Genomic DNA, 13,115 nt, shown 5'->3' on the forward strand with positions numbered 1-13,115 from the left:
GAACCTATCTCAAACACGCTGCTTTTATTGTCGATGGTTTTCAGCGTGTCATTGGTTCTCACGGCCCCGTAAAAAGTGGCGGTACTGTCATGAATGAGAGCGATTGAACATTGGGTTTGATTGGGGAAATAGCGAAGGGTTTGAAAGATGCTGTCGATCTGCGTACTGGATACGCCGGGACGTGGTTCAAGGTGGTTAACAGCTGTTTCCGGATTACTTACGCTGCCACAGGCGGTACATATGGCTAAGAATATGATCAGGTGTAATCGTTTCATTGGCTTGAAATTCAATGCTTGTCTACCGTTGGCAGGTATGCACTTCTGCAAAATTTGTGCTGTTGGTTCGTTGCAAGACTGCAATAGCGAGATAAAATATAGTGTTTCAGAGGAGTTTTGAAAAACCGGGTATTCTGGCGGATTCAACCCTTGAGGGCATTCAAAACCGCAGATTGTATCTTATGGATGAAGGTTTTGATATATAAAAATACCGATTTTGGATAAACCAGTGGTTATGCAAAGTCCTGTTTCCTAATAATAAAGGCGGGGATACGCATATTGGCATAAAATTTTCGGTATCAATAAGTACATTTTGAAAGAATTAATAATCGATTCGCCATGAAATACCGGAAATCCATAACCATTCTGTCCTCGATAATAATTATTCTGGCAGTTGTCGCGGCATCGATGGGCATTTTTTCGACCGGCGGTCCCGGTCCCTATGATCTTGAAACGGTAAGAGGGGAAACGGTGACTGTTTACGGGAAAGGACTTTATAAACACATGTCGCAGGATGTTGCCCCACAGGGTATCGCCCAGGATTATGTGACTCTGTTTGCTGGAGTGCCATTGCTGTTGCTATCGCTTTTTTGGGCCCGCAGTGGGTCTCTCAAAGGCCGGTTTCTCCTGGCGGGTACGCTGGGTTATTTTCTGGTCACGTACCTGTTCTACCTTGTGATGGGGATGTACAACGTGTTGTTTTTGGTTTACGCCACACTGCTTGGTACCACCTTTTTTGCCTTCGCCCAGACGCTGCTTTCTTTCGACCTCTCCAATATTTCTGAACACTTTGGGGAAAGCACACCGGTAAAATTTATGGGCGGATTTCTGATATTCAACAGCATCGCCATTGGACTCATGTGGCTGCAGGTGGTTGTGCCGCCCCTGCTGGACGGATCGATCATCCCCGGGCAAGTGGAGCATTACACAACATTGATTGTACAAGGGCTGGACCTCGGGTTGCTGTTGCCGCTCGCGTTTGTTTCCGGGGTGTTGTTCATTCGAAAAAAGCCATTTGGGTATTTGCTTGGCCCCGTTTATTTCGTCTTTCTGTCTATATTGATGACCGCCCTGACGGCAAAAGTTGTTGCGATGGGGATGCTTGGACAAAACATTATGCCGGCAATCGTGATTATTCCATTATTCGGGATGGTCTCGATTATCTGCTCGGTTTTGATTTTTAAAAATATCAGGGAGCCAGCTCATGAATACGCCTGACAAAAGACCTGTCAGTCTTTATGGGAATAAATTTTTTTGCACGAACTGGAGCTGTTAAAGGCATTGAAATCTTATCAAAATTATCGTATTAAAGGGCAGAAGAGACAATCGTTCAATTTTTAAAAGAGATATTGGAAGTATTGCAAGCCTCGTTAAACATTGAAAAAAAATAGTTTGACCATGAGTATCATGAAAGACAAAGTTTTGACGGTGTTAAGTTATTTTATGGCCATCGTATTTGTATTTGCGGCCTTTGCCCAGTACAACGACCCGGATATGTTCGCGTGGATGGGAATATACCTTGCGGCTGCCGTGGCGAGCCTCCTGCATGCCACCGGGCACTACAGGAAAGCGGTTCCTGTTGTTGTACTGGTCGTTGCCCTGGGCTGGGCGGCATTCATATTCCCGGAATTTTTTGAAGGTGAAAGCTTCAGTTTCAGGACGTTCAGCTCCGTAAAAATGACAAATATGGAGTTTGAAACAGCCCGGGAATTTGGGGGACTCATAATTATTTCACTATGGATGGGCGTGATTACAGCGTTTCCGCCCGGAAAAGAGAAGTAAAAGCGTATTAACCCGAAGGCATGGCTGCAGGTGTATTAAAATGCCACTGTTCCCGGTTAGGTATCCTTCCTTATATCCCTATGTCCGAAAGACTCCTGGGCTGAGATTTTCGAGTTGGGGAGCCCGGTTTAGCTACACGGATTTTCTGGACTGGGGAGCTGTACAGAAATTGTATCATATCCTTCGGAATGTGGAATTATGAAGCTGGCCTGGCATACGCAGCTAGCCCGGATTTCTCACGAGTATTTCGGATAAGATCATGTCACATTATGGATGACCATACCTTATCCCATTTTTTACTGCCAAATTATCATAACAGTCTGTAAAAGGCTGCGAAATGGGCCTTTCAGCTGCGTTGAAGGGCAAATGACCTGCTCAACGTACCAACGTGCATCTGCGCGGCGATTTGCCCTTCGCCTTGCTAAAAAATAAATTTCTTGGTGAGCCGAGCCAGGCGAATAGATCTTCAGGTGAAAAATTTTTGAGGTTCGTTTTGTTTTTAAATGAGCATCTCTGCCACGGCAGTCGGCAACAAGACTTTTTGAGGAGGAAACCCTAATCAAAGTGGGGCAACCCCGTGACAGGTTCATTTTTTCCCGGAAAGTTGGAGGGGACAGGTAGGGTGACCGCACCCGTGGCTGCCCATTCGATTCCGCGGGCCAGCAGGGTGATGAAACCGACGGATGAAGCACCAGGCGCATGATGACCGGGTGTCAGACAAAAAATTCGACCTTCCCCGTGGTGGCGTACCCAGGCTTGGGGGGCGAAGGAGCCATCCGGGGCCCGGGCGGTCGCCAGCACCTGCAGGTTGGTATTTGGGCCCCGAAGATTGTAGTAGAGCTCATCAGGCGACTGCATCCACGATGCCGGCAAGTCTTTCATGATCGGATGTTCAGGAAGCCGGGTATGAATCCTGAATGTGTCAATAGAGGCGTGGGCAGAACCGCCGCCTTCGCCGGGTGGTTGTATGACTCGGTGTTGCTGCTCGTTGAAGGAAAGCGCATGGCCGTAGTCGGCATCTCGTTCCCGGTAAGCGATGCCGGTCCACTGGTCAAAGAGCGCCTGCTCCCAAAATCCGGCAAGGGAGGAGTGCACGATAACCAGGGATCCGCCTGACCGCACATATCGATCCAGCTTTTCGAGCTCCTCCCGGGGAGCCTGCGACCAGTAATAAATGATGACGATTGCGTCGTAATTGGAGTAATCTCCATCCCATTTTCGCCAATCTTCGAGTCCGCGGGCAATGTGGTATTCTGTATCAGCGACATCAAACGCCTCAAGCCGAGGTTTGATCAGTTCAATATTCTCTTCCCACGGATGATAACCATATGGAGCCGCTCCGGTAATGATAAGGGTCTGAACCGGCAAATCATCTTGAGCTGATACCTCCAGCGTTAATGAGCAACTCAATGCCAGTATTATAAACGCAAGTCTGTACACCTTCAAGATTGCACTTCTCCTTCTATTTGTCGTGGACTGTATGTTGAACGACTATCCATTGACCAATTAAATTATTACTGAGATAAGTAACAAGCTTGTATTGCCCTCTTACAATGGCTCCTGGCAGGCCTTTGTGATCCGGCCCGGTGTCGATACTTTTTCCCATCTTGTAATTATCTTGTCAGGTTCATTGTTCCTGACGTTTTGAAAATCACGGTGGAAAAGTCGCTGAATAATCCTGTTATTGGAAGTTTTCCATAAGGATTTGTCCCAAATTTGATGGACTCCGAGACGATAAGAATAAAACAAGATCAGGAACCAGACAGAATCATATAATGAAAAAAATGCAGACTATTTTATTGCTGGCCGTAGCAGCAATCATCATCTCCTGCGGCTCCAAAGATCAAAACTCTCAGAGTGGGGAGTGGAGGACACTCTTCAACGGCAAAAACCTTGATGACTGGATCGTCAAAATACACCATCACGAGGTAGGTGATAACTACGCCGGCACCTTTCGGGTAAAAGATGGGATAATACAGGTGAACTATGATGACTATGACGAGTTTAACGAGCGGTATGGGCATCTTTTCTACAAAGAGCCATTTTCATCCTTTCACCTGAAGTTTGAGTACCGGTTCACCGACCAGTGGCTTGATGACGCCCCCGGATATACCTATCGAAACAGTGGAGTCATGTTTCATTCGCAGGATCCCAACACTATTTTGAAAGAACAGGACTGGCCCATTTCTGTTGAGTACCAGATGCTTGCCGCCGCAGAAGATGGCGAGCCCAGGCCTACCGGCAATATGTGTTCGCCCGGCACCGAGGTATTTTACCAGGGGGAGATGGATCCGCGGCACTGCATCAACTCATCCTCTGAAACCTATCCGTGGGACCAGTGGGTGCAGGCCGAGCTCATAGTGCACGAAGACTCCCTGGCCATTCACAAAGTCAATGGAAACACGGTGTTGGAATATACCAAACCTCAGATAGGTGGAGGCGTGGTCAACGGGTATGATCCGGAGATTAAAGTGGATGGCAAACCCCTTACCGTGGGCTATATCGGGCTGCAGGCCGAAGGGCAGGGCGTTGAGTTTAAAAATATAAGAATCAGGAGACTGGAGTAGTGCCATGTCAACTATGACCATCAAGTTTGCCGGAACGCAGATGACATCGATGCTGCAGATCATCAGGTATACGGTTGAACAGCATTCTTTGCTATCATGCCTGCATGGATCGGCGTGACCGGTGTTTAACCGCATCCCGTCAGGTAAAAACGGAAGCAGGGATTTGACGTCACAGCAGTATGAGGGCTTTTGCAAAACCCTCAATTCCTCGTTCTGGTGGAGTTTTCCTTCCGTTTAAAAGGTCAACAAGGTCGGTGGTACAACTACCTTCCAACAAAAAGGAAGTTGGAGCAGGGTTAATCAGATTGTTGGGATTCGAATTTGATGCCGTCTACTCTGCCGCTTCGATGCTTTCGGGGAGGTGCTCCTCCCGGGCGTCTTTGAACGCTTTTCTTGGGGTTATCCCCAGGATGTCGAACATCTGTTGATCTTCAGAGAGGTCGTTGTTGTCGGTAGTCAGCAGTTTTTCACCGGTAAAGATGGAGTTGGCGCCGGCCATAAAGCAGAACGCCTGTTCCTGCATGCTCATGTTTACCCGGCCGGCGGAAAGACGCACCATGGAGTCAGGCATCGTGATTCGGGCTGTGGCAATCATCCGGGCCATTTCGTGCCAGGGCACCTGTTCCTGGGTCTCCAGCGGGGTGCCGTCAACAGGAAGCAGGGCGTTTATCGGTACAGACTCCGGGTGTTGCGGCATGGTTGAGAGATTGTGTATCAGCTCAATTCGATCTTCATCGGTTTCCCCCATACCGATAATTCCGCCACAGCATACGCTGATATCATTATTTCGGACTTTTTGGAGTGTATCCAGCCGATCTTGGTATGAACGGGTTGAGATGATTCGATTGTAAAAATCTTCACTGCTGTCCAGGTTGTGGTTATAGGCATAGAGCCCGGCATCTTTCAGCTTCCGGGCCTGCTCGTCCGTCAGCATACCGAGCGTGCAGCAGACCTCCATGTCCATGTCGGTAATCTGTTGCACCATATCGAGTACTTTTTCAAAATCCTTGTTGTCGCGAGCACAACGCCATGCAGCTCCCATGCAGAACCGGGTACTCCCGGATTCTTTGGCTTTGCGAGCGGCCCCCAGAATTTCTTCGCGGTCCAGCATCGGCTCGGCTTCAACATCGGTGCTGTGGTGAGCGCTTTGGGGACAGTAGGCGCAGTCTTCGGGGCATCCGCCGGTCTTGATGGAGAGAAGGGTACATACCTGCACCTCTCCGGTTGCGTGATGTTCGCGATGCACTGTTGCCGCCTGGTACACCAGCTCCATAAGTGGCGTGTTGTAAATTTCAGTGATCTGTTCTTTGGTCCAGTCGTTTCGGATGTCAGCCATGGAATACAGAGTTTGTCAATACCTGATTTTAATTTCGTTCGGAAACAAGCAACCCTTGGTAAAGCTATTGCCTGTTCCGTGTTTCGGTTCCAAAAGTAACAGGCGCGGAGCGCAAATACCAGTGTAAAATAGGAATCCGGGTTTGCTTCACCTTGTAAAAATCTGCTTGATGTCCAAAAGGACTGAGAGGCTGTTTGCAAAAGAGAATTCCTGTAAAGTTCTACGGCGGAGATGATCAGCGTGTGAATGCGACCATTTCCGAAACGGTGCGGATGATGCAAAAAGCGGGAATCCCATATAATTATGAAATCTACGAAGGGGCGGGACACGCTTTTATGCGCAGCGGCGGTGACCCCGGCGGGGAAAAGGCGAATGTGGGAGCCCGCAACAGAGCGTGGCAAAGGCCGTTAAACTGCTCAATGATTTATAGAGTATTCTATCAACTGGCAGTCCCTGAGCGCATTCGAAATCGCAGTTTATCCTTCATAGATGAAGATTTTACAGGAAATTCCTCAACCGTTGATTTGAGATGTTGTTAAATTCCCAAATGGAATTAAACAGCAGTGTAAGACGGACTCGCGCTATCGGTGTTATTCGAGAGGATTGGTCCACTGGTCAGATTCTTTGGGAGGCAGGGTGGCAGTAAATTCAATACTTTGCGTAATAAATTTATGGAGTGCTTTCCTGTGTTCATAGATCCCTGAAACCACTGAAAGTATCTTTCCTTCGGTATGGTCGGCCTGCCGAAAATGTTCTATACCCGGTTTTTCCGCCAGGGTATTACCCAGGGAATCACTCAGGCGCACGATGAGCAAATCATCGAAGATGCCAAAGCAGAGATTGCCATTCAGGAGCCATCCCACCCAGCCGAGATTTTTATTTTTGACCAGGCGTTCATTTTCGATCAGGTAGTGATCAATGCGGTCTTCCAGCTTTTGGTTGTAGGACATTTGGTGATACTATATGATTGACAATAGCTCGGAGCAACAAGGTCCGGCAGTACTGTGAGATCCCGATCGGGCTCAACGACCAAAAGCGATAACCTTAAGCGGATCGGTTTTGGCCGCCACTCTCGAGGGGAGCCACGATGCCAGCCCGCACAGCAGAAAAGTAACCAGGGAGACGATCACAAAATCCAGCCCGTGCGGTTCCACCGGGGCGTAGGCCATGTAATAGTTTTGTTCAGAAAGCGGGATGATATGCCAGGTCGACTGCAGCCACACAAATAACAGGGCCAGAGCGATGCCGATCAGGAGTCCCACCGCAGCCACAAAGAACCCTTCCAGCAGAAACACCCATTTGACGCTGCCGTCGGGGGCCCCGATCGTTTTGAGGATACCGATATCTTTGGTGCGTTCCAGTACCATCATCAGGATGGTGCCGATCAGGTTAAACGCCGCCACGATAATCATCACGCTGATCACAAAAGGAATGGTGGATTCCTGCAGGTCTACCCAGGCAAAAATATTGCCGTACCGGTCGTAGATGGTTTCCGTAAAATAGGGAAATGGCATATCGGAGGTCAGCTGGGCGTCGAACACCTGAATTTGATCGGCGCTCTTTAATTTTATCTCTACAGAGGTCGCCTCCCTTCCGGATATTTTAAATAGCGACCGCGCGTACTCGCGATCTACCATCGCGAAGACATCGTCAAACCGGTCGATGCCGGTCTGGTAGATGCCGGAGACCCTGAACTGCTGGATATCAGGTGAATTGAGAGGCGTGGGTATTCCATCAATGGTATAGGAGGTGAGTACGGACCCCACATCCGTTTGCAGGTTCCGGGCCAGCTCGGCGCCCAGGATGATGCCCGGCATTCCCGTGGAATCGACCTCCAGGTCATAGGCACCCCGGCTGATGTAGGAGCGCATGTCGGAGATATCTCCCCCGCGGTCCACCCCTTTCATGAGAATGCCGCTAATTTCCTCCGGCGACTGTATCATCGCCTGTCCGGAGACCACCGCCTGTGCCTTGTCTATTTGGGGATACTTCTGGAGCGTCGTCAGGAGGGTGTCAGCGCGGTAGATCGGGTCGTCGGAGAAGGTGGTTATCGTAATATGGGGTGCGAATCCAAGTATTTTGTCATTGATAACCGACTTAAATCCATGAACGATGGAGAGAGCGATCAAAAGTCCGGCAGAACCGACGGCCACCCCGGTAATGGCCATGGTTTTGATAAAAGAGAGAAAGCGGGATCCTTTCCGCTTTCCCCTGAAATACCGAAGGGCCAAATACCACTCAAAGTTCATTTTGTTATCGGTTTTTCGTTATCAGAGGACTTTGCAAACCTAACTTCCTCTTTTTGAGGGAGTTGTACTCCCGGTTAAAGATCAATACGGTCGGTGGTACAACCACCTCCCAATAACATAGTATATTCCGCAAAGGTCCCTATTCGTTATCTGGGATATTGAGAAGTTGAAAATTCAGATGAAGTTTTCAAAAAGTAGAGCATCATTGGAAGATGTGATACTAATAACTATTCAACCAAGAACAAATAACTAATCTTTTTCCGGTTTCATCTGCGGGAAGAAGAGTACGTCTCGAATGGAGTCCGAGTCGGTCATAATCATCGCCAGCCGGTCGATGCCGATACCGAGCCCGGCCGTCGGCGGCATGCCATACTCCAGTGCCCGCAGGAAGTCCTCGTCCAGCTCTTCAATCGCTTCCTCATCGCCCTGAGCCCGAAGCCTGAGCTGCTCTACAAACCGCTGTCGCTGGTCTACGGGATCATTGAGCTCGGTGAAGGCGTTGGCGATCTCCTTGCCGTTGCAAATACACTCAAACCGTTCCACCAGTCCCTCCTTTGTACGGTGCTTCTTGGCCAAAGGACTCATTTCCACCGGGTAATCGGTGATAAAGGTCGGTTGTATAAGGTTCGGCTCAACAAATTCACCAAAAATTTCATCGATAATTTTCCCTTTCCCGGTTCCTTCCTCCAGTTCAATATTGAGCTCTTCGGCGACCTCCTGCAGCTCATTGAGCTCCTTTTGATAGAGGTCGTAGCCGGTTGCTTCTTCGATCGCCTCCAGCATCGGGATGCGGGGCCAGGGACGTTTGAAGTCGACCTCGTTTCCGCCCACCGTCACTTTTGTAGAGCCGTGCAGCTCAATGGCCACCTTTTCGAGCAGCTCTTCGGTGAAATCCATCATCCAGTGGTAATCCTTGTAGGCCACATACAGCTCAACCTGGGTGAATTCGGGATTGTGAAAGCGCGAGAGGCCCTCATTGCGGAAATCTTTTGAAAACTCATACACCCCGTCATACCCGCCCACGATCAGTCGCTTCAGGTAAAGTTCATTCGCGATACGCAGGTAGAGCTTCATGTCCAGCGCGTTGTGGTGCGTTTCGAAAGGCCGGGCCGTGGCACCGCCGTAGATCGGCTGAAGGATCGGGGTTTCCACCTCCAGGTAGCCCCGCTCATTCATGATGGTGCGCATCGCCTGTACCATCTCGGTCCGCTTGCGGAAGGTCTCCCGCACTTCCGGGTTTACAATCAGGTCGAGATACCGCTGCCGATACCGTTGCTCCTTGTCGGTAAACGCATCGTACACCTTCGTTTTACCCTCGTCGGTTTCCACCTCTTTGGGGATCGGAATCGGGCGCAGGGCTTTGCTGAGCAGCACAAACTCTTCGGCGTGTACGGTGGTTTCTCCGGTACCTGTTTCAAAGACAAAGCCTTTGATACCGACGATATCCCCGATGTCAGTCAGCTTTTTGAAAACGGTGTTGTAATTTTCTTTGCCCACATCGTCGCGACGGATGTACACCTGGATCTCCCCGGCAGAATCCTGCAGGTTAAAGAAGGTCGATTTCCCCATGATACGGCGGGTCATAATTCGCCCGGCGATGGAAACGCGCTCCAGCTCTTCTTCATCCTGCCCGTCCTGGCGCATTAATTTGGGATTTTCCAGGATCTGCCGGCTGGTGTGGGTTACGTCAAATTCATAGGGGTAGGGGTCGACATCCATGGCCCGGAGCTGGTCCAGTTTTTCCAGTCGAATTTCATGTTGTTCGCTGACAGTTGAATCGGCGTTGCTCATCAGGGTATCTGTAAAATTGTTTTAAATTTGTGACTCTTTGATAGTCGCGCAAAATAGGGAATTTATTTGACAGATGAGTATATCGATTTGGGAAATCCAGCCTGCATATTCCTAGATGGAAACTTGATCATGTTCCATCCTGATATTTTAATAACTTCACTTACCAGCAGGTATGAGCCAGGGGCGAGTTTATCCTTTTTTCTTATTCATTTCCTTTGTACTCTGTCACCGAACAGTCACCAAGATTTTCGCTGATGGATTATAGAATGCTCGAGTTGATGGCACCCCCGGATACGATCAGGGAGGCGCGGAAGATTGTGGAACAGGAGCAGGTACTGGGAGTATGGACCGATACCCTGGATGACAGCTGTTCCATCCTGCGCGTATTGATTAACACCAATCGAACGGAAGCGCTTTCCGACCGGCTGACCCAGAAGTTTTCCAGTGCCGACGGATTCCGAATCATGCTTTTTTCTGTTGAGGCGACGGTACCGCAGCCGGAGGTTGACCAGGAAGATGAAACGGCGGATGACACGAACGGCGAGAACGACTCCTCGAAAAGCGACTTGGGTCGAATAAGCAGGGAAGAGCTCTATGCGGATGTATCCAGCGGAAGCGATCTGAACTGGGTGTATATCGGAATGGTTATTTTGTCGACGATTGTGGCGGGCGTGGGATTGGTTCGCGATGATGTCGCCGTTATCATCGGCGCCATGGTGATCGCCCCGCTGCTGGGTCCCAATGTTTCAATGGCGCTGGCTGCTACGCTGGGCGACCTGAAACTGGGCTGGCGGTCGCTGAAGGCCAATGCGGTGGGCGTGTTTTCATCTTTGGCAGTGGCTTTATTGATGGGATTACTTATGGAAGTGGACCTGAATTCCCAGCAACTCATCAATAAAACAAACGTTAGTATGGGAGATATCAGCATCGCCCTGGCGGCAGGAAGTGCTGGCGTACTTGCGTTCAGCCGTGGCGTGCCGGCAGCGATCGTGGGAGTAATGGTGGCGGTTGCCCTGTTGCCGCCGCTGGTTAACGTGGGGCTGCTTCTTGGGGCTGGATATACGGGCTTGGCGGTCGGATCCATGATCCTCACGTTTACCAACCTGATCTGCATCAACCTGGCCGGTATCCTTACCTTCTTGATGCAGGGCGTTCGGCCCCGAACCTGGTGGGATGCTCAGAAAGCCAAAAAGGCGGCTCGTACGGCTATCGCCATATGGTTGGTCTTGCTCATAATTTTAGCCGTTATTATCTGGTTCTGGAACCTGACTTTCAATCCCCTGTAACATTACGATTCAAGCTGGCATGGATGGTCGGCAGATATAGCCCGGATTTTTCGAGAACTTTGATGTTGGTTTTCAACCAGCGTAGTGAGACTTTCAACCAAGGATTCATTAATCAAAGGTATAAGTTTGGAAAATATAACAGCTCTGTACCGATCTCTATTACCGGAAGATTTGCATGTAGCGATGGGAGCGATTGGCCGGCAATACTCCGCTGGCTTGTTGTCCCCGCCCGAACGGGAGGAATACCGGCAGATCAGTCACCAGCGCCGCCGCGATGAGTTCCTTACCACGCGGGGCCTGATAAAAGAGCTGGTCGGAGAGATGGGGCTGGATCAAACCGTTTTTGAAATACAGAAGGATGGGTTTGGTAAACCGTTTGGGATATATAGCAATGCCCGCTATCACCTCAGTTTGGCTCATACCTCGGAAAAGGTGGTGTGCGGAATATCGCCCACTCTCCCGGTAGGGGTGGATATTGAGCCGGTCGGACGTACGGTGGCAGAACGGTTGAGGAGGCGGATTCTGCATGATGAAGAGCGCGCTTTGCTGGCCGATCAGCCGATTGTGCGGATCTGGACGCTAAAAGAAGCGATGGTAAAGCTCGAGGGAAAAGGGCTGCGCACCAACTTGAATAAATTGAAATTACAGGTGGAGAGTGACCGGCTGTTTACCGGCTTTTTTGCTGATGATAAAACGGCGATAATTTGTAGCTTACGGCATCGCAACCACTGGGTGGCGGTGGCGTATTACAGCCGGGGATAGAGCCAAAACAGGCGGTCTATTTTCTATGAAGAGAGCTCTGCCGAATCTCCGTTTCTCCCGTTATTTTAAATCAAATCCTCATTTATGAGGGATCAACTTCCGTCTCGAATTTGTTCAGTTTCCATAATGGACCACCTGGTGGTGTAAGAAATCACCTGAAATTGAATGTCTGATACTTAAAATATAATCTTCACAGTATGGGAAAAACGGTATCGATCATTGGAATCGGGGCGCTGGGAAAGACGCTGGCCCGGGCACTCGAGCTGCAGGGGTATAAAATCTACAGCCTATTTAATCGGACGGTATCAAAAGCGGAAGACCTGGGGAGTGAGCTCAATGCCGGCATCGTCGGCTCAATCCCGGAATCTGCCGGGGATTTGGGGGAACTCACATTTATAACGGTTGCTGACGATGCGATTGGAGCTGTGACAGGTCAACTGGCAGGTCAACTGTGGGACCTCTCTTCGTGTACGATTGCGCACTGCTCCGGAAACGAATCATCGGAAATACTGGAACCCCTGAGTGGCGCCGGAGCGGAAATTGCTGCATTTCACCCGCTGCAGACTTTCAATCCAACCTCTGCACCCGGTATTTTCCGGGACATCTATATTAGCCTGGAAGGACAGGCGGGAGCGGTTGATCAGCTGGAGCTGGTGGTTTCCCGCCTGGGAGCGCATCCACTTCATGTAACGCCGGAGGCCAAATCGTACCTGCACGCCGCGGCCGTGATGGCATCGAACTACCTCATTACGCTGGTGCACCTTTCCGGAGAGATTGCCGGGCTGGGAGGAGTCGATCCATGGGAGGCGCGTAAAGCCCTGCACGCGCTTGTGCGTACAACCGCCGAAAATGCGTCTGCCGAAAAGTTGTCTTCGGTGCTGAGCGGTCCCATTGCCAGGGGAGACCTGAAGACGGTGAAAAAGCATGTGCAACTGCTGGAACAAAATGAGCATCTTGCCTCGTTATACAAACGACTAGGGTTGGAAACGGTAGCTCTGGCAAGACAAAAAGAGGGGATTACCGATGAGGAAGTCGTACAAATAACGAAGTTGCTGAAGGATTGAGTA

12 protein-coding genes and 1 pseudogene are annotated in these 13,115 nt (G+C 50.0%); 7 read left to right on the top strand and 6 right to left on the bottom strand.

What is annotated here, in order from left to right; genetic code table 11:
* Positions 1-275, bottom strand: a pseudogene (locus ACG2E4_RS05220) (hypothetical protein); the annotation flags it as partial.
* A gap of 339 nt (positions 276-614) precedes the next feature.
* Here ACG2E4_RS05220 and ACG2E4_RS05225 point away from each other — a divergent pair.
* Together ACG2E4_RS05225 and ACG2E4_RS05230 are read left to right on the top strand one after the other, a co-directional pair.
* A complete protein-coding gene (locus ACG2E4_RS05225; protein WP_395260902.1) occupies positions 615-1,493 on the top strand; it encodes a hypothetical protein in 879 nt (292 codons plus the stop codon).
* A 180-nt stretch (positions 1,494-1,673) separates the two neighbouring features.
* Positions 1,674-2,057 carry a transmembrane 220 family protein gene (locus ACG2E4_RS05230; RefSeq protein WP_395260904.1) on the top strand — a complete coding sequence of 128 codons (384 nt, stop codon included), beginning with the start codon at positions 1,674-1,676 and terminating at the stop codon, positions 2,055-2,057.
* Positions 2,058-2,612: 555 nt separating this feature from the next.
* Here ACG2E4_RS05230 and ACG2E4_RS05235 read toward each other — a convergent pair.
* Positions 2,613-3,467, bottom strand: coding sequence for a ThuA domain-containing protein (locus tag ACG2E4_RS05235; protein WP_395275912.1), 855 nt, complete (start codon positions 3,465-3,467; stop codon positions 2,613-2,615).
* Between the two features lie 365 nt (positions 3,468-3,832).
* Here ACG2E4_RS05235 and ACG2E4_RS05240 point away from each other — a divergent pair, with 365 nt between their 5' ends.
* The gene (locus ACG2E4_RS05240; protein ID WP_395260908.1) at positions 3,833-4,624 is read left to right on the top strand and encodes a DUF1080 domain-containing protein; all 792 of its coding nucleotides are present in this window, start codon (positions 3,833-3,835) and stop codon (positions 4,622-4,624) included.
* A 331-nt stretch (positions 4,625-4,955) separates the two neighbouring features.
* On the opposite strand, the gene bioB is transcribed toward ACG2E4_RS05240, so the two are convergent.
* Entirely contained in the window at positions 4,956-5,960 is a 1,005-nt protein-coding gene (gene bioB / locus ACG2E4_RS05245; RefSeq protein WP_395260909.1) for a biotin synthase BioB, read from the bottom strand.
* A 194-nt stretch (positions 5,961-6,154) separates the two neighbouring features.
* Here bioB and ACG2E4_RS05250 point away from each other — a divergent pair, with 194 nt between their 5' ends.
* The gene (locus ACG2E4_RS05250) at positions 6,155-6,499 is read left to right on the top strand and encodes a dienelactone hydrolase family protein (protein WP_395275913.1); all 345 of its coding nucleotides are present in this window, start codon (positions 6,155-6,157) and stop codon (positions 6,497-6,499) included.
* A gap of 51 nt (positions 6,500-6,550) precedes the next feature.
* Here the strand turns inward: ACG2E4_RS05250 and ACG2E4_RS05255 are convergent, their stop codons facing one another.
* The 3 genes from ACG2E4_RS05255 to lysS all read right to left on the bottom strand — a co-directional run bounded on the left by ACG2E4_RS05255 (position 6,551) and on the right by lysS (position 10,000).
* Entirely contained in the window at positions 6,551-6,910 is a 360-nt protein-coding gene (locus ACG2E4_RS05255; RefSeq protein ID WP_395260912.1) for a hypothetical protein, read from the bottom strand.
* A gap of 72 nt (positions 6,911-6,982) precedes the next feature.
* Positions 6,983-8,209, bottom strand: coding sequence for an FtsX-like permease family protein (locus ACG2E4_RS05260; protein WP_395260914.1), 1,227 nt, complete (start codon positions 8,207-8,209; stop codon positions 6,983-6,985).
* 249 nt (positions 8,210-8,458) lie between these two features.
* Positions 8,459-10,000 carry a lysine--tRNA ligase gene (lysS, locus tag ACG2E4_RS05265; RefSeq protein ID WP_395275914.1) on the bottom strand — a complete coding sequence of 514 codons (1,542 nt, stop codon included), beginning with the start codon at positions 9,998-10,000 and terminating at the stop codon, positions 8,459-8,461.
* A 254-nt stretch (positions 10,001-10,254) separates the two neighbouring features.
* On the opposite strand from lysS, the gene ACG2E4_RS05270 reads away from it, so the two are divergent.
* From ACG2E4_RS05270 to ACG2E4_RS05280, 3 genes are all read left to right on the top strand, one after another.
* On the top strand, positions 10,255-11,286 hold the full coding sequence (locus ACG2E4_RS05270; protein ID WP_395275915.1) for a TIGR00341 family protein: 1,032 nt from the start codon (positions 10,255-10,257) through the stop codon (positions 11,284-11,286).
* Between the two features lie 126 nt (positions 11,287-11,412).
* The gene (locus tag ACG2E4_RS05275) at positions 11,413-12,048 is read left to right on the top strand and encodes a 4'-phosphopantetheinyl transferase family protein (RefSeq protein ID WP_395275916.1); all 636 of its coding nucleotides are present in this window, start codon (positions 11,413-11,415) and stop codon (positions 12,046-12,048) included.
* 197 nt (positions 12,049-12,245) lie between these two features.
* Complete coding sequence (locus ACG2E4_RS05280) at positions 12,246-13,112, top strand: Rossmann-like and DUF2520 domain-containing protein (protein ID WP_395275917.1); 867 nt, start codon at positions 12,246-12,248, stop codon at positions 13,110-13,112.
* The last annotated feature ends 3 nt before the right edge of the window (positions 13,113-13,115 follow it).

This window comes from Halalkalibaculum sp. DA384 (genome assembly GCF_043951955.1).
In the GTDB taxonomy this organism is placed as follows: Bacteria; Bacteroidota; Rhodothermia; order Balneolales; family Balneolaceae; genus JAMQKA01.